Consider the following 16,263-nt stretch of genomic DNA (forward strand, 5'->3'; position numbering starts at 1 on the left):
CATGAGTGACGGAGGGTTCACGCCGCTCACGCCCATCGGTGGGCCGAGCCTCGAGCAGGAAGAGAAAGCGCTACGCAGCGGGCGCGGGCGCATGCTCGCCGCGATGATCGTCGCGGTGCTCGCCGCGGGCGCGGGGCTCGTGTGGTTCGTGTCGTCGTCCGGGCCGAGCGAGTACGGCCAGCTCGGGCGACAGATCAACGGGATGCGCGCCGAGCACTTCGACGCGTTCTGGGCGTGCGCCCTGCCGCGCGAGGATCTGCGTGATCTGCGCAACGACCAGCAGCTGCGCGGGGAGATCGCGGAGCGTGCCGCCCAGCCGCGCGCGTACGCGCAGCACGTGCGCACGCAGTGCATGGTGCACCTCGACGAGCACCTCCCGCCGCTCGACGCGCTCATCCTGCCCGAGGACCTGCAGCCCGGCGTGCACGACCTGCGCACCGCGATCGAGGCGCAGCGCAGCGCGTGGAGCGCGTTCCTCACGCGCCTCGATCAGACCGAGGGCGGGTTCGTCGCCGAGGACGCCGACGACGAGCTCGGCGCGATCGCGCGCGGCTGGTACGAGTACAAGGTCGCGCACAGCGCGATCAACGACGTGCTCCGCTCGCACATCGACGAGTGAACGGTCACGCGCGCGTCACTCGCCCGCGCTACCCTGCGAGGCCGCCGATGAACCGGAACCTGTGCCAACGAGAGCAAGCGGGGGTGGGGCCCCGCGCGCAGTGTTCGGGGTGGGGGGCCCCGATCCGGCTTTGCCGGTCGGGGGGAGGGGCTCCTCTGAAGAGGAAGAGCCAAGACCCCTCGGAAAACTGAGATGCGCATCGCCATCCTGTCCCGCGCGCGCGGCTGCTACAGCACGCGCCGCCTCCGCGAGGCGTGCCTCGCGCGGGGCCACGAGACGAAGGTGCTCGACACGCTTCGCTTCTCGATGGCCGTGGAGCAGGGCCAGCCCGAGCTCTACTACAAGGAGCGGCGTCTCTCGCGCTACGACGCGGTGATTCCGCGCGTCGGCGCGTCGATCACGTTCTACGGCACCGCGGTGGTGCGGCAGTTCGAGCAGATGGGCGTGTTCACGCTCAACGGCTCGCACGCGATCACCGTCGCGCGCGACAAGCTGCGCGCGCTCCAGGTGCTCTCGCGGCACAACGTCGGCTTCCCCGCGACGACGTTCGTGCGGCACCGCGACGACCTGCTGCCCGCGATCGATCGCCTCGGCGGCGGGCCCGTCGTGGTGAAGATGCTCGAGGGCACGCAGGGCATGGGCGTGATCCTCGCGGACAGCCGTCGCGTCGCGCAGACGATCGTCGAGACGCTGCAGAGCGCGCGGCAGAACGTGCTGATCCAGCGCTTCGTCGCGGAGAGCCGCGGGCGCGACGTGCGCGCGTTCGTGGTCGGGGGGCGCGTGGTCGCGGCGATGCGGCGCATCGCGCAGGGCGACGAGTTCCGCAGCAACGTGCACCGCGGCGGGCGCACCGAGTCGATCCACCTCGAGCCCGAGTACGAGCGCACCGCGATCCGCGCCGCGCAGATCATGGGCCTGCGCGTCGCGGGCGTGGACATGCTGGAGTCGAAGGACGGCCCGCTCGTCCTCGAGATCAACTCGTCGCCCGGCCTGCAGGGCATCGAGGCCGCGACGAAGGTCGACGTCGCGGGCGCGATCGTCGAGCACATCGAGGAGCAGGTCCTCTTCCCCGAGGTCGACCTCAAGCAGCGCCTCACGCTCGACAAGGGCTACGGCGTGAGCGAGTTCCCGATCACGCCGGGCAGCGAGCTCGCCGGGCGCACCCTCGCCGAGGCGAAGCTGCAGGAGCGCGACGTGCGCGTGCTCTCGGTGCAGCGAGGCAGCCTGGTGATCCCGAACCCGCGCGGCGCGACGCGGCTCTACGCGGGCGACGTGGTGCTCTGCTTCGGGAAGCTGATCGCGCTCAAGCACCTCATCCCGCGCGACGCGCGTCGCGCTCCGCGAGAGCCGGGCGCGCCGGAGGCGACGGAATCCTGAGAGCGCGGAGCCCTGCGGCCCGCGCTCTCCGTCGATCCCTTCAGTCGCAGTGACCGGGCCCGGTCGCGCCCTCGTTGTAGCCCGCGAGCGCGTCCGCGATCGCCACACCCGCCGCGCCGGTCGCGCTGCTCGCGCGCACGCCCTGGGGAAGCGCGCCCGCGTTCGCCGCGAGCCACGCGTGCGCGGCCGCGAGATCCGTCGAGGCCGTCGCGCCCGACGCCGCGTTGAGCTCGGCCGCGATCAGCTGGTGCGCGAGGATCAGGCTCGCATCGCCACGCGGCGCGGTGCGCAGGATCGCGAGCAGTGCCGCCGCGTCGTAGCTGCGCCCACCGAGCACGAGCGACGACACCGGCCACGCCTCCGCGTGGTTCTTCCAGTAGCCCTGCGTGAGCGTGCAGCCCTGATCCACCGGCGCGCAGCACACGTCGTAGAACGAGTACCAGCCCCAGCCGCCGAGGTCGCCCTCGCCGAGCGCCGAGACCTGCTCGCGCCCCGCGGGATCACGCGCGTAGCCCTGGATGATCACCTTCACGCGCTCGCCGCACGCGACGCCGAGCTCCTCGAGCGACACGTGCAGGTCGAGGCTCGTGACCCAGCCGGTCACCCACGGCTCCGGGTTCAGCGTGTGCCACGTGAGCGCGTCGGGCCCCGGGCCCACGCCGATGTAGTGGTCGCCCAGCTCCCAGCCCGATGCCGCGTCGAGGTGGATGTCGATGCCACCTTCGCTCGCGGTGATCGTCGCGACGCCGGCCTCGAGCGTCGCGGTCTCGACGTCGAGCAGCGGTGTCTCGTGGGTTGGCTCGCACACCAGACCCAGCGACGACTCGGCCGAGCCCACCACGTCGCTCGTGCAGCCCATCATCGCGAGGGCGACCGCCGCCGCCACCCATGACCAGTTCGCTCGCATCGGAACCTCCCGCCGAGAGCGGATTGCACGCGCTGGTCCACCGTCGGAGAGCGCCCGTTCTTCGAGAATGCGTCGGTGAAGTGGCGTCTGGGCCGGCCCGTGGTGGCGCCTCCGGTAGCCATACATCGGCGCCCAGCACGCTCCGCGCGCCGCGTCAGGGCCCGAAGAGCACGCGCCCGCTCGCGAAGAGCACGCGCGCCGGGCCCGGATCCTCGCCGACGACCCGCAGGTCCTCGATCGCGATCGCACCGCGCACCGAAGCCGGCTCGAGCGCACGGGCGAGCGCGAGCGCGTGGGCCTCGTCGCGCGCGCGCACCTCGACGACCCGCAGGTAGCCCTCGACCTCCACGGCCGCGTCGTCCGGACGCGGCGCGGAGAGCGTCAGCCTGTAGCGAGCGGTCCCGTCCTCGCCGGGCAGCAGCGCGAGCGCGTCGATCACCTCGCCGCGCATCGCCCAGCCTTCGACCGCGCGCTCGATCGCGCTGCGCACCTCGTCCTCGCCGCGCCCCGCGCGCGCCCTCGCCAGCGCATCGAACGCCGCGAGCTCTGCGTGCCCCGCACGATCGTCCTTCGCGAGCGACGAGCCCATCGCGCGCACCAGCGAGACCGCATCGTCGACGCGCCCGAGCCGCTCCAGTGCGTCGATCGCGACCCGCAGCGCATCGAGCGTGAACGGCGGCGTCGAGGGATCTTCGAGCACGCTCTCCGCGTCCGCGAGCGCGCCTCCGACGTCTCCGGCGCGCAGTCGCGCGACCGCGCGGTTGTAGCGCACCGAGCTCACCCACACGCCCTCGCAGCGCAGTGCCGCGTCGAGCGCGGCGAGCGCCTCGTCGGAGCGCCCGCTCTCCGAGCACATCGTGCCGAGCAGCAGCTGCAGCGACCACGCGCCGGGCGCGAGGCGCACGCCTTCTTCGAGCACGCGCACCGCGCCCTCGGGATCGCCCTCCGCACGCGCCGCGAGCGCCTCGATCTCGAACGCGCCCGACCACCGCATCGCGCGCAGCTGGCGCGCGATCTCCCTCGCGCCCGAGAGATCGCGCGCATCGATGCGCGCCAGCGCCTCCTCGTGCAGGCGTCGCGCCTCGTCCTCGCTGGTCCCGAAGAACATGACGACGTTCTACGTCGTCGCGTCGCTCACTGCACCGGCTGCACGCGCACTCGGATGGTCCCCATCGTGTGCGGCACCGTGTCCTGCGAGCGCAGCTCGAGGCTGATCTCGCCGCCGCTCGCCGGGATCTGTCCCGGATTCAGATCGACCACACCGATCAGCTCGTCGCTGCCGACGTCGTCGTCGTAGACCGAGAAGCGCAGGGGGAGATCCTCGGGCCGGAACGCGCCGGGCAGCCACGCGTCGAGCGGCACCTCGTGGCGATCGCTCACCGCCTCGGTGCGCTGCACCTCGCGCTGCCCGGGGATCGACACGACGATCACGTAGGGATCGGGCTCGCCGCCGATCATGTCCCAGCGGCTCCCGCTCGCGCTCTGGGGCGCGACGGTGAGCGCGGTCATCTGGATGCGCACGGGGCGCGCGCTCGACGTCGTCGTGGTGGTCGTCGTGGTGCCGGTCGTGCCCCCGACGGTGGGGCCCGTCGCGGCCTGCTGGGCGCGCGCGGTCGCGGTCGGTGCGTCGGCGGGGGTCACGCGCACCCGCATGCGCGAGGGCAACGTGGCGCCGTCGCGCGTCGTGACGAGCAGCAGCGTCGGGCACCCGAGCGCCGGCACGACCGCGCGCTGGGCGCTGCCCGCCTGCGCGAATTCCATCACGCGCGTCCCGCGCGGCGGCGTGGGCTGCGCGCCCTGCAGCATCTGATCGTAGAAGCGCTCGAACTCGCTCGCGCAGATCGCCTCGACGATCAGCCCTTCGCCCTCTTCGAGCTCGAGGTCGAGCGCCTGCGGTCCGCGCCCGTCGAGCACCGGGCCGATCACGTCGAGCCCGCTCGGCCAGAGCTGCATGCGCTGGTTCACCGACCAGGTGACGCCCGTCTCGGCCTCGTAGGGGCGCACCGGGATCTGACCGCGCGCGAGCGCGCCGACCATGAAGTCCATCTGCTCGTTGTCCATCGCGAACGTGACGGTGAAGCCGCTGCCGAAGCGCTCGCGAAGGCGCTGGCTCCCCTCGTCCGCGACCTGCTGCTGCGCGCGCGCGCTCGCCGAGCTGCCGGTGAGCTCGAGGAGGCCGCCGAGCATGCCGCTCATCACGTTCGTCGCCTCGGCCTGCACCAGCCCGCGCGGCGTCACCGCGGCGGTCACGTCGGCGTCGGGACGCATCCAGATCGTCGCGATGCGGTGCGGCCGATCGTAGGCGACCTCCATCGTCGCGCGGAACGCGGCGGTCGCGTCGAAGCGCAGGTACTGCCGCACCCGGAAGCCCATCGACTCGCGGTCGACCCAGGTCCATCCGGTGCCCGCGATCGAGAGGCTCAGACGATCCCCGTCGACGCTCGCGCTGCACTCGCGGATCCACCACCGACCCACCGTCGGATCGCTGCCCGACGCGGGCCCGGTGGTCCCGCCGTCGCCGGGCAGACCGACGAACGAGCCGCGCAGCGACTCGCAGAGGTGCGGCGCGATCACGTCGACGAGCAAGACCGCGACGTCGTCGCTCGTGCCCGCCGCGGCACCCGCGGAGCTCTCGCCTCCGCTGCTCGCGACGGCACCCCCGCTGCCCTCGCCGCCGGCGCTTGGTCCCGATGCGCCGCCCGACCCCGCGGCCCCACCGCCGCCGCACGCCGTGGCGAGCGACAGACACAACCCCAACGACGCGATCTGCACCCTGCGCATGGCCGACGAGTGTAGACGAAGACGCGAACGTCTCTCGCCTGCATTCCCGCGCGCAGATGTGCGTGCGTCAGGCTGCGTGCGGGGTGCCGATGGGCGCTTGCGGCGCGCGGATGGGCGAATGTGCGGCTTCCTCGGCGAGCGTGCGACCGAGCTGTTCCGCGATCGCCGGTCGTGCGTCGGCGCGCACCGAGCCGTGGATGCGAATGATCACGCGCCGTCCCGCGAGCTCGATCACGACCTCGTGCCCGCCGTCGCACCCGTACACGCGCAGGTTCGCGACCGCGTTCTTCGGATACCAGCCGCGCGCGATCAGGCGGTCGTCGAGCCGCGTCCAGTCGACGTGGGCTGGAAGCGAGCCGATCCAGCGATCCGACGAGACCGAGTACGGATCCGGCCCGAAACCCAGGGCCTCCCGCCAGCCGACCTTCGACTCCATAGCTGACCCTCCCGCGTCCGAGCCGCGTTCGCCCCATCTATACACGTGGTCCGTGTTTCCAATCAGATCTCCGTCGAGATCGTCACCTCTCGCATCCCCTGCTACGGTGCCCCCTTCGCTCATGGGCGACTTCGTCCAGCTCCGCCGGAACCGGCACGCCTCCGGGCCCGCTCGCGACCTCCGCTCGTTCCTGCCGACCACGCGCGAGGAGATGGAGGCACGCGGCTGGGACCAGCTCGACGTGCTGATCGTCAACGGCGATGCGTACGTCGATCATCCGGCGTTCGGCGGCGCGCTGATCGGTCGCTTCCTCGAGGCCCGCGGCTACCGCGTCGGGATGATCGCGCAGCCGCGCTGGGACTCTCCCGAAGACGTGCTGCGCATGGGCGCGCCGCGTCTCTTCGTCGGCATCACCGCGGGCAACCTCGACTCGATGCTGAACAAGCTGACCGCACAGAAGAAGGTGCGGTCGGAGGATCAGTACTCACCGGGCGGTCGCACCGGCGCGCGCCCCAACCGCGCGACCATCGTCTATTCGAACCTGGTGCGTCAGGCGATGCCGGGCGTGCCGATCGTGATCGGCGGCATCGAGGCGTCGCTGCGGCGCATCGCGCACTTCGACTACTGGAGCGAGAAGGTCCGTCGCTCGATCCTGCTCGACGCGAAGGCCGACCTGCTGATCTTCGGCATGGGCGAGCGGCCGGTGTGGGAGGTCGCGGATCGCCTGCGCGACGGCGCGCGCATCGACGAGATCCGCGACGTGCGCGGCACCGCGTACGTGCTCGGCAAGGGCGAGTGGGAAGAGCTGCCGAAGAGCCGCTACACGCGCGACGGCAAGGTGCTCTTCCTGCCGAGCCACGAAGAGGTCGAGGGCGAGGGCGAGGAGAGCAAGCGCGCGTTCGCCGAGATGTCGCGCGCGTTCCAGCACGAGACGAACCCCGGCAACGGGCGCCGCATGGTGCAGCCCCACGGCGTGCAGGCGGTCTACTACAACCCGCCCGCCGAGCCGCTCGACACCGCGCTGATGGACGAGCTCTACGACCTTCCGTTCTCGCGCCGAGCGCACTGGTCGTACGAAGAGCCGATCCCCGCGTTCGAGACCGTGAAGCACTCGATCGTGACGATGCGAGGCTGCTTCGGTGGCTGCACCTTCTGCTCGATCACCGAGCACGAAGGGCGCGTCATCCAGTGGCGCTCGAGCGACTCGATCCTGCGCGAGGTGCGCGCCCTGCGGCGCATGGACGGCTTCCGCGGCGTGATCAGCGACGTGGGCGGGCCCACCGCGAACATGTACGCGATGAAGTGCAAGGACGAGACGATCGAGCGCTCGTGCCGTCGCCTCTCGTGCGTGCATCCGGGGGTCTGCGAGAACCTCGTCACCGATCATGCGCCGCTCGTCGATCTCCTGCGCAAGGTGCGCAAGGAGAAGGGCATCAAGAAGGTCTTCGTCGCGAGCGGCGTGCGCTACGACCTCGCGGAGCGCAGCCCCGAGTTCGTCGAGGAGCTCGCGCGTCACCACACCGGCGGACAGCTCAGCGTCGCGCCCGAGCACGTCGACGACGACGTGCTCGACAAGATGAAGAAGCCGGGCGCCGAGTCCTACGAGAAGTTCGCCGAGATGTTCGCGTGCGCGAGCGAGAACGCGGGCAAGGACCAGCACCTCGTCCCCTACTACATCAGCGGTCATCCGGGCTCGACGCTGCAGTCGATGATCGCGCTCGCGACGTACCTGAAGAAGCGCGGCATCCGCCCGCGCCAGGTGCAGGACTTCATCCCGACCCCGATGTCGATGGCGACCGCGATGTACTGGACGGGCCTCGACCCGTTCACGCGCGAGCCCGTGTACACGGCGAAGGATCTGCGCGACAAGCGCAAGCAGAAGGCGCTCTTGCTCTACTGGGATCCCCAGCACCACGACCTCGCGCGCGAGGCGCTGATCGAAGCGGGGCGCCGCGACCTGATCGGCGCCGACGCGCGCGCGCTGGTGCCGCCTGCGCACGGCAAGGGATCGCTCTCGATCCACGCGAAGAAGCGCGCCGCCGGTGGGCCGCGACCGCAGGGCAGGGTGGGCCGTCGCGGCGGTGGTGTGCCGCGACCGGGCGCGCCGCGCTGAGAGAACGCATTGGAGCTCGTCCTTCGGATGTTCGAGACCGGGCGCGCGCTCGCGCACCTCGCGCCCGTGTTCCGCGTGCTCATCCCGCTGGTGGGCTTCGTCGGCAGCGGGACGCTCTTCGCGTGGGGCGTGATGGGCCTGCTCAACCAGCGCACGTTCGCGCTCGCGCGACGGGGCGCGGGGGGCCGCATCCACGGGGTGCCGGCGATGATCGTGGGCGCGCTCTATCTCGCCATCTCGATCGTGCTCGTCGTGATCCTCGCGCCGGTGAGCGCAGGGCTGGTGGTCGGACCGCGTTGACGCGGCGCTCGCGCGGAACGATCTGACGCGCTCGTGGACGCACGCGAGGAGGCGCTCGTCGCGCTGGGACGCGCGCTGCGCGGCGCGGGATACCGCTTCGAGACCGTCACTCCGGCAACGCACGCGCGCGTCGTCGCGCGTCCCTCGATGCGCGAGGCGCGCGACCTGCGCGGCGTGCTCGGATGGAGCCTGCCGTTCGCGCCGCACGTCGTGCCCGACGCGATCCTCGCGCATCTCCGCGACGCGGACGCGCTCGACGTGCTCGACGAGGGAAGGCTCCGGGCGCGCGTGCGTGTGTCGACGCTGGGTGAGCACCTCTTCGTGCACTCCGCGTATCCCACGCGCGATCGCGATGCGGTGTTCTTCGGGCCCGACACCCATCGCTTCGCGCATCTCCTCGTGAGCGTGCGAAGGCCCGTGCAGCGGATGCTCGATCTCGGCTGCGGCACCGGCGCCGGCGGGATCGTGCTCGCGGAGCAGGCACGCGAGATCGTGCTCTCGGACATCAGCCCTCGCGTCCTCTCGCACGCGCGCGTGAACGTCGCGATCGCGGGCGCGACGAACGCGACGATCATCCACGCCGATCTCTTCGATGGCATCGAAGGACGCTTCGATCTGATCGCGGCGAACCCGCCGTACCTCGTCGACGACGAGCACCGCACCTATCGCGACGGTGGCGATGCGCTCGGCACCGCGCTCGCCGCGCGCATCGTGCGCGAGTCGATCCCGCGCCTCACGCGTGGTGGGCGGCTCGTGCTCTACACCGGCGTGCCGATCGTCGACGGACGCGACGTGCTGTGCGACGTGGTGGTGCCCGCGCTGCGCGCAGCGGGCGTGCACGTCGAGCGCGACGAGCTCGACCCCGACGTGTTCGGCGAGGAGCTCGAGCGCGACGTGTACGAATCCGTCGAGCGCATCGCCGCGATCGCGCTGATCGCCACGATGCCGTGACGTCGCACGCCCTCTGAGGCGCCACGCATCACCTCGCGATCGCGCTTTTCCCGCGAATCGCGCGGCATCGTGCTTGCGATGGCGGGGCGCCCGGAGGAACGACGAATGCGCTTCTCGATCATCACAGTGCTCGTGCTCTCGCTCGCGACCGCGTGCTCGAACCCGGTCGACGAGATCGACGAGGGCGTCGACTGCGCGAACATCTGCGACCGCTACCGCGACTGCTACGACACCGACTACGACACCGGCGCGTGCCGCGATCGCTGCGACGACCTGGTCGACGGCGAGAACGGCGATCCCCACGCCGCCGACGCGTGCGACGCATGCCTCGACGACCGCTCGTGCATCGACGCGACGTTCACGTGCGCGAGCGAGTGCGCCGGCATCATCCCCTGATTCGAAGATCGTCGAAACATCGGCTCGCCCGCCGGTCCCTACCGTGCGCGCGCTTCGCGCGCTCCCGTCCGGGACCTGCGGGACGAGCACTCCAGCAAGGACTGCGAAAATCGGCTCGCCCGCGGGTCCCTACCGTGCGCGCGCTTCGCGCGCTCCCGTCCGGGACCTGCGGGACGAGCACTCCGGCAACGACTCACTCCACGGTCAGCTCGACCGGCGCGCCCCACAGCGCGCCGCGAGGACCGGCGACGATGCGCGTGATGCTCGCCTCGCCGGTCCCGCGCTCGCGCCCCAGCCCGACGCGCACCGCACGCTCGACGCACGCTCGCAGCGCGGCTGGTCCGCTCGAGGACACGGCGACGCCAGCCGCGCTGCGCTGGATCGCGACCCGCACCGCGACCGGTCGCCACCGCGCATCGATCTCGGGCTGGAGGCACGCGCCCGCGCGCCGTACGGCGAGACGTGCGCTCGGGTCGTCGCCGCGCTGCGGCTCGACCGCGACCGAGACCTGCGCGAGCGGGCTCGCGAGCTCCGCCAGCATCTCGATCGCCGCGCGCGTCAGGTGCTCGCGGCGGGCGCCCACCGCGCGCTCGACGAGACGGCCGAGCGCGATCACGACCTGCTCGAGCGACCACTCCATGCCGTGCTCGGCGAGCGCGCGCGCCGGCTCGAGCGCGTCGCCGGTCAGGCGCGATGCCGCGGCCCTGCGCGCGACGGCATCGCGCATCGGCGGCGCCTCGCGGAGCGCTGCGGCGTCGTGGGGGCGGCCCTCCGCGTCGAGGATCTCCGCAGCGAAGAAGCGCACCGCGCGATCGATCGCGACCTCGCGGATGCGATCGAGGCTCGGGCACCGCCGCGCGCTGCCGAAGCCCGTCGAGCCGCGCCTCGCGATGACGCCGCAGCGCGGGTGCACGCGTGCTGCGAGCCACACGCGCTCCTCCGGAGACATCCACGCCGCGAGCGATGCCCGGAAGAGCGCGACGTGCGCATCCTCCTCCGGCGCCGGCGGCTGCCACCCAGGAGGCACCACGTCCGCACGCCCGTGCCCGGGCGCGATCACGATCGCGAGGGCGACCACGGCGAGGGCGCGACGCACGTCCGGCATACGCGCCACCCGTCGTGCTCCTGCCTCACAACATCGGTGAGAAGAGCCGCGCCGTCGCTTCGCCCAGCCGCTGCACGAGCGGCTCGCGATCGAGCTGCCGTGCCTTCACCTCGCGGCATTCCGCGAGGTCGTCCTCGAACACCGCGGCGAGACGCTGCGCGAACTGCCCTCCGTACACCGCCGCGCAGACCTCGAAGTTCAGCCGGAAGCTGCGGTTGTCCATGTTCGCGCTGCCGGCGATCGCGAGGTCGCGATCGATCACGATCGTCTTCGCGTGCACGAAGCGCGGCAGGTACTCGTAGATGCGCACGCCCGCCGCGAGCAGCTCCGGGAAGTACGAGCGCGCCGCGAGATCGACGAGCATCGAGTCGCCCGCCGCGGGCACGATCACCTTCACGTCGATGCCGCGCATCGCCGCGGTCACGAGCGCGCTCACGATCGGCTCGTCGGGCACGAAGTACGGCGTCGTGATCAGCACTCGCTCGTGCGCCGACGCGATCGCCGCGAACATGAGCTTGTGGATCGCGTAGACGTCGGCGTCGGGCCCCGACGCGACGATCTGCACGAGCTCCTCGCCGCGCGCCGTCGCGCGCTTCAGGTACTCGGGCCCGTTGGGCGTCTCACCACACGCGTAGCTCCAGTCCTCGATGAACACGCGCTGCAGCGCGCGCACCGCCGAGCCCTCGATGCGCATGTGCGTGTCGCGCCACGCGCGATCGCCGTGGAACTCCGAGGTCTGCTCGTCGCTGATGTTCATCCCGCCGGTGAACCCGACGACTCCGTCGCACACCACGATCTTCCGGTGCGTGCGGAAGTTCGTGTAGCGCGGCCGCAGGCGCGTGAGCGACACCGGGTTGAACCACGCGATCTTCCCGCCCGCTTCGACCAGCGGCGCGAGGAAGCGCGACGTCGTCGAGTACGCGCCGATCCAGTCGAGCAGGAGCCGCACCTCGACGCCCTGCTTCGCCTTCGCGACGAGCGCGTCGCGGAAGCGCGCCCCCGATGCGATCGGGGTACCAGATGTAGTAGCTGATGTGGACGTGGTGCTTCGCGGCGGCGATCGCCTCGAGCTGTGCCGCGAGGCAGTCCTGCCCTTCGGTGTAGAGGTCGACGCGCTCGGCGCGCAGCGGCGCTGCTTCACCGGCCTGCACCGCGAGCTTCGCGAGCTCGCCGCGGCTCTTGTCGTCGGCCTCGTCGTCGATCGCGGCGATCGCCGCGTCGACGAGCTTCTGCGCCTGCGCGCGCTTGAGCTTGCGTCGCGTCAGCCGGCGCGGGCCGAGGAAGTAGTAGACGACGATGCCGACCGCCGGCAGCCACGCGAGCGTGAGGATCCACGCGATGGTGGCGACCGGCGGACGGCGCTCGAGGACGATCCACGCGGAGAGCCCCGCGACCCAGACGATCTCGAGGATCGTGAAGACCGTCCAGAACCAGCTCAACGCGTCAATCCACGCTCAGCAGCTCGACCTCGAACACCAGCGTCGAGTCGGGCGGGATCACCGGCGGGAAGCCGCGCTTGCCGTATCCCATCTCCGGCGGGATCACGAGCTTGCGCTGGCCGCCCTCGCGCATGCCCGCGACGCCCTCGTCCCAGCCCTTGATGACCTGTCCGCGCCCCAGCACGAAGTCGAAGGGCTCGTCGCGATCGCGCGAGCTGTCGAACTTCTGGCCGTTCGTCAGTGTGCCGACGTAGTGCACGGTGACGCGCTTGCCCGAGGTCGCTTCGGCCCCGGTCCCCACCACGAGATCCGTCTTCTGCAACATGGGCCGGGGTGTACACGCCTTCGCGCGACGCGGGAAGTCCCGCGCAGATTCCGGGAACGCAGCGTCGCGCCCTGGTGTCGCGAGCGCGCGGTCCGCGAGCGTCAGATTTCCGACGCAACGCGCGACTGCTCGCATCGATACGAGCGCCCGTGCGTACCCACGACCTCTCCCATCACGCGTTCGACTTCCTTCCTTCCGACCCCGCGTGGCCCGCGTGCCTCGAGGAGCTTCCCGACCCCCCGGCGAAGCTCCGCGTGGCAGGCGAGCTGCCCTTCCTCGACCGCGCCGTCGCGATCGTCGGCACACGCCGCGCGAGCGACGACGCGCTCGAGATCGCGCGACGCATGGCCCGCGACCTCGCCGCGGCCGGCTTCGTCGTCGTCTCCGGTGGCGCCGAGGGCATCGACGCCGCCGCCCATCACGGCGCGCTCGAGGGCGACGGCCGCAGCATCGCGGTGCTCGCGTCCGGCCTCTCGCGCCCCTATCCGCGCGGCCACGCGTCGCTCTTCGAGCGCATCGCAGCGTCGGGCGCGGTGATCACCGAGGCCGCGCACGAAGACGAGCCGCGCGCCCACACGTTCCTCTCGCGAAATCGTCTGATCGCCGCGCTCTCGCGCGCGGTGATCGTCGTGCAGGCGCCGGCGCGCTCGGGCGCCCTCTCCACCGCCGGCCACGCGCGGATCTCGGGCCGCCCGCTCTTCGCGGTGCCGTGGGCGGTCGACGACGTTCGTGGCGAAGGCGGGGTCGCGCTCCTCGCGCGGAGCCATGCCCGCGCATGCCGCAACGCCGACGACGTGATCGAGGCGATCACCGGGGAGCGCGTGACCCGTCCGCGCCGCGCCGCGCGCGCCCCGCGCACCCGCCTCGACGACGATCAGAAAGTCGTGATCGAGGCGCTGCGCTCGCGTCCCTCGCACGTCGACGATCTCGTGCGGACGACGGGGCTCCCCGCGTCGCGCGTGCAGACGACGCTCACGACCCTGATGCTGCTCGGCCTCGCGGCGCCCGACGAGCGAGGCGCGTTCCGGCGCATGCGCTGATCGATCAGGGCGCGCGGACGCCGTACGACGCCGTGTGCCGCGGCTCGCTCGACGCCTTCGCCCGTGCCGCGCCGGCTCGCTCCAGCGCGGAGCGCAGCACCGGCGACGACGTCACCAGCGCCGCGCGCAGCTCGTGCACGCAGCGCCCCCACTCGGTCGCGGTGTGGCGCGCGTCGGTGCCGCGTGCGCACCGATCGAACACCTCCACCGCACGCCGCAACGCGCTGGCGAGCGCGCGCTCCGAGGCGTCGAGCCGCTCGAGCGTGCGGCGCGCACGCGCGATCTCCCGCGCGACCATCAGCTCGAGCGCTTCGAGCTCGAGCGCCAGCAGGTCGGAGTCCCAGCGCGGCGCCGCGTCGAGGACCTGATCGATCTCGTCCGTGAGCTCCGCGATGCGCCGCGCCGCACGTCGCGCGCGGACGGTCGCGAGGAGCGGGGTGAGCGCAGAGTCCACGCGCGCACGCAATGCAGGCGACGCGCCGCGCGGGCGTGCCGCGCGATCCCCGGTCTCGTCCCCGGTCGCGAGCATCGGAGCGGGGCGCTGCGCCGCATCCGTGTGGCGCCCGGGCCGGGCGGAATCGCGCCCTTTCGTCTGCTAGGGTCCCCGGCCCATGCCCGGAACGGTGACCATCGTCGGCGGCGGCCTCGCGGGATGCGAGTGCGCGTGGCAGCTCGCCGAGCGCGGCGTCGACGTCGTGCTGATCGAGCAGAAGCCCCTCGCGCGCACGCCTGCGCAGACCGGTGACGGGCTCGCCGAGCTCGTCTGCTCGAACTCGTTCCGCGGCGCTGCGCTCTCGAACGCCGTCGGCCTGCTCAAGGAAGAGATGCGCCGCGCGGGCTCGCTCGTGATGGCGTCGGGCGCCCTCGCGCAGGTGCCCGCAGGTGGTGCGTTCGCCGTCGATCGCGAGGTCTTCTCGCGCGAGATGACCCAGCGCGTCCACGCACACCCGCGCATCCGCGTGGAGCACGCGATCGTCGACCGCGTCCCCGACGCGCGCCCCCTCGTGCTCGCGACGGGACCGCTCACCGGTGAGTCGCTCGCGGCGGATCTCTCGCGCGTGATCGGCGGCGAGCACCTCGCGTACTACGACGCGATCGCGCCCATCGTCTCGGCGGACTCGATCGACGAGAGCAAGACGTTCCGCGCGAGCCGCTACGACAAGGGCGGCGACGACGCGTACCTCAACTGCCCGCTCACGAAGGACGAGTACGAGCGCTTCGTGCAGGCGGTGATCGACGCCGAGAAGGTCGCGCCGCGCGCATTCGAGGAGCCGAAGTACTTCGAAGGATGTCTTCCGCTCGAGGTCATGGCCGAGCGCGGCATGCGCACCCTCGCGTTCGGCCCGATGAAGCCGGTCGGGCTCACCGATCCGCGCACCGGGCGCTGGCCCTACGCCGTCGTGCAGCTGCGCGCCGAGGACGTCGACTTCAGCGCGTACAACCTCGTCGGGTTCCAGACGCGCATGAAGCACGCGGATCAGAAGCGCGTGTTCTCGATGATCCCGGGCCTCGAGAACGTCGAGATCGTCCGCTACGGCAGCGTGCACCGGAACACGTTCGTCGACTCGCCGCGCGTGCTCGACGACTCGCTCGCGCTGCGCGCGCTGCCGGGCGTGCACCTCGCCGGTCAGATCAGCGGCGTCGAGGGCTACGTCGAGAGCGCGGCGTGTGGCCTCGTGCTCGGCGTGCTGCTCGCGGGCGGCGCGCTTCCGCCGGAGACGACCGCGCTGGGATCGCTCTATCGCCACCTGCGTCGCGCGCCCGAGGGCAAGCAGTCGTTCCAGCCCTCGAACGTCGTCTTCTCGATGTTCCCGTCGCTCGGCGACGCGGCCGTGATCACGACGCCGACCGGCAAATTCAAGAAGCTCGGCAAGCGCGAGCGCGGCGAAGCGCTCGCGATGCGCGCGCTCGCCGATCTCGATGGCTGGCTCGATCAGGTGGGCGCGCGCGAGGTCCACGCGCGCGTCGCGCCGCGCGAGAGCGTCGCGATCGAAGCGAGCGCCGGATGACGAAGCGCCGCATCCCGATGCCGCCGCGCTGGCTGCTCTTCGTGCTCGGCATTCTTCCCGCGGTCCTCGCGATCGGGATCTTCGCGTTCATCGCGCGCTTCCAGCTCGCGCACGACGAGGCGCGTTGCCCCTTCGAAGAGCGCGAGACGCGCGATGTCGCATCGGGCCTCCGGGTGCGCGAGGACGCGCGCCGCTGTCTCCCCGAGATCGAAGAGCACCGCTGGCTCGTCCTTCGCGACGGGCACGAGCCCCTCGAGCTCGGTCGCTTCCCGCTCGAGGCCGAGCAGATCACGGCGGGGTTCCCCTGGAGCGCGAGCGTCGACGACGGACGCGCGGTGGTGACGGTCACGAACGAAGGGCGCGGTGACCTCGTGTTCCGCGAGCCCGATCTCTCTGCGCCGCACTGATCCGGAGTGCACGTGGAGAAACGTTGCGTCGCACCGGCCGGTGCTGGCGACCGAGCGC

General features: G+C 72.0%; 17 protein-coding genes. 9 read left to right on the forward strand and 8 right to left on the reverse strand.

Annotated elements, in window-relative coordinates:
• The first annotated feature begins 1 nt into the window (after position 1).
• Positions 2–619 (forward strand): hypothetical protein, encoded by a 618-nt coding sequence (locus I5071_RS00300; protein WP_236519837.1) that lies wholly within the window; start codon positions 2–4, stop codon positions 617–619.
• Between the two features lie 192 nt (positions 620–811).
• Positions 812–1,996, forward strand: coding sequence for a 30S ribosomal protein S6--L-glutamate ligase (gene rimK / locus I5071_RS00305; RefSeq protein WP_236519838.1), 1,185 nt, complete (start codon positions 812–814; stop codon positions 1,994–1,996).
• A gap of 40 nt (positions 1,997–2,036) precedes the next feature.
• On the opposite strand, the gene I5071_RS00310 is transcribed toward rimK, so the two are convergent.
• The 4 genes from I5071_RS00310 to I5071_RS00325 all read right to left on the reverse strand — a co-directional run bounded on the left by I5071_RS00310 (position 2,037) and on the right by I5071_RS00325 (position 6,243).
• Positions 2,037–2,903, reverse strand: a complete 867-nt coding sequence (locus I5071_RS00310) for a hypothetical protein (protein ID WP_236519839.1) — start codon at positions 2,901–2,903, stop codon at positions 2,037–2,039.
• Between the two features lie 154 nt (positions 2,904–3,057).
• Positions 3,058–4,011 carry a tetratricopeptide repeat protein gene (locus tag I5071_RS00315; protein ID WP_236519840.1) on the reverse strand — a complete coding sequence of 318 codons (954 nt, stop codon included), beginning with the start codon at positions 4,009–4,011 and terminating at the stop codon, positions 3,058–3,060.
• A 26-nt stretch (positions 4,012–4,037) separates the two neighbouring features.
• Positions 4,038–5,684 carry a C2 domain-containing protein gene (locus tag I5071_RS00320; protein WP_236519841.1) on the reverse strand — a complete coding sequence of 549 codons (1,647 nt, stop codon included), beginning with the start codon at positions 5,682–5,684 and terminating at the stop codon, positions 4,038–4,040.
• A gap of 67 nt (positions 5,685–5,751) precedes the next feature.
• Positions 5,752–6,243: a hypothetical protein gene (locus tag I5071_RS00325; protein ID WP_236519842.1), complete on the reverse strand. Its 492-nt coding sequence runs from the start codon at positions 6,241–6,243 to the stop codon at positions 5,752–5,754.
• Here I5071_RS00325 and I5071_RS00330 point away from each other — a divergent pair.
• The 4 genes from I5071_RS00330 (at position 6,242) to I5071_RS00345 (ending at position 9,880) form a co-directional block, all read left to right on the forward strand.
• The gene (locus I5071_RS00330; RefSeq protein WP_268921200.1) at positions 6,242–8,233 is read left to right on the forward strand and encodes a YgiQ family radical SAM protein; all 1,992 of its coding nucleotides are present in this window, start codon (positions 6,242–6,244) and stop codon (positions 8,231–8,233) included. The two genes, I5071_RS00325 and I5071_RS00330, sit on opposite strands and share 2 nt — an antisense overlap.
• 9 nt (positions 8,234–8,242) lie before the next feature.
• A complete protein-coding gene (locus I5071_RS00335; protein WP_236519843.1) occupies positions 8,243–8,533 on the forward strand; it encodes a hypothetical protein in 291 nt (96 codons plus the stop codon).
• Positions 8,534–8,566: 33 nt separating this feature from the next.
• A complete protein-coding gene (locus tag I5071_RS00340; RefSeq protein WP_236519844.1) occupies positions 8,567–9,484 on the forward strand; it encodes a methyltransferase in 918 nt (305 codons plus the stop codon).
• Positions 9,485–9,589: 105 nt separating this feature from the next.
• A complete protein-coding gene (locus I5071_RS00345) occupies positions 9,590–9,880 on the forward strand; it encodes a hypothetical protein (RefSeq protein WP_236519845.1) in 291 nt (96 codons plus the stop codon).
• Between the two features lie 193 nt (positions 9,881–10,073).
• Here I5071_RS00345 and I5071_RS00350 read toward each other — a convergent pair whose 3' ends face one another.
• The 3 genes from I5071_RS00350 to I5071_RS00365 form a co-directional block, all read right to left on the reverse strand.
• On the reverse strand, positions 10,074–10,994 hold the full coding sequence (locus tag I5071_RS00350; protein ID WP_236519846.1) for a hypothetical protein: 921 nt from the start codon (positions 10,992–10,994) through the stop codon (positions 10,074–10,076).
• Positions 10,995–11,010: 16 nt separating this feature from the next.
• Positions 11,011–11,934 (reverse strand): cardiolipin synthase, encoded by a 924-nt coding sequence (gene cls / locus I5071_RS00355; RefSeq protein WP_236519847.1) that lies wholly within the window; start codon positions 11,932–11,934, stop codon positions 11,011–11,013.
• A 494-nt stretch (positions 11,935–12,428) separates the two neighbouring features.
• Positions 12,429–12,749, reverse strand: coding sequence for an FKBP-type peptidyl-prolyl cis-trans isomerase (locus tag I5071_RS00365; protein ID WP_236519848.1), 321 nt, complete (start codon positions 12,747–12,749; stop codon positions 12,429–12,431).
• Positions 12,750–12,757: 8 nt separating this feature from the next.
• Here I5071_RS00365 and dprA point away from each other — a divergent pair, with 8 nt between their 5' ends.
• On the forward strand, positions 12,758–13,789 hold the full coding sequence (gene dprA, locus I5071_RS00370; RefSeq protein ID WP_236519849.1) for a DNA-processing protein DprA: 1,032 nt from the start codon (positions 12,758–12,760) through the stop codon (positions 13,787–13,789).
• A gap of 4 nt (positions 13,790–13,793) precedes the next feature.
• Here dprA and I5071_RS00375 read toward each other — a convergent pair whose 3' ends face one another.
• Positions 13,794–14,243, reverse strand: coding sequence for a hypothetical protein (locus tag I5071_RS00375; RefSeq protein ID WP_236519851.1), 450 nt, complete (start codon positions 14,241–14,243; stop codon positions 13,794–13,796).
• Positions 14,244–14,400: 157 nt separating this feature from the next.
• Here I5071_RS00375 and trmFO point away from each other — a divergent pair, with 157 nt between their 5' ends.
• On the forward strand, positions 14,401–15,798 hold the full coding sequence (trmFO, locus tag I5071_RS00380; RefSeq protein ID WP_236519853.1) for a methylenetetrahydrofolate--tRNA-(uracil(54)-C(5))-methyltransferase (FADH(2)-oxidizing) TrmFO: 1,398 nt from the start codon (positions 14,401–14,403) through the stop codon (positions 15,796–15,798).
• On the forward strand, positions 15,795–16,205 hold the full coding sequence (locus I5071_RS00385; protein ID WP_236519855.1) for a hypothetical protein: 411 nt from the start codon (positions 15,795–15,797) through the stop codon (positions 16,203–16,205). Before trmFO ends, I5071_RS00385 begins: the two co-directional genes overlap by 4 nt.
• The last annotated feature ends 58 nt before the right edge of the window (positions 16,206–16,263 follow it).

The sequence above is a fragment of the Sandaracinus amylolyticus genome (assembly GCF_021631985.1).
Classification (GTDB): domain Bacteria; phylum Myxococcota_A; class Polyangia; order Polyangiales; family Sandaracinaceae; genus Sandaracinus; species Sandaracinus amylolyticus_A.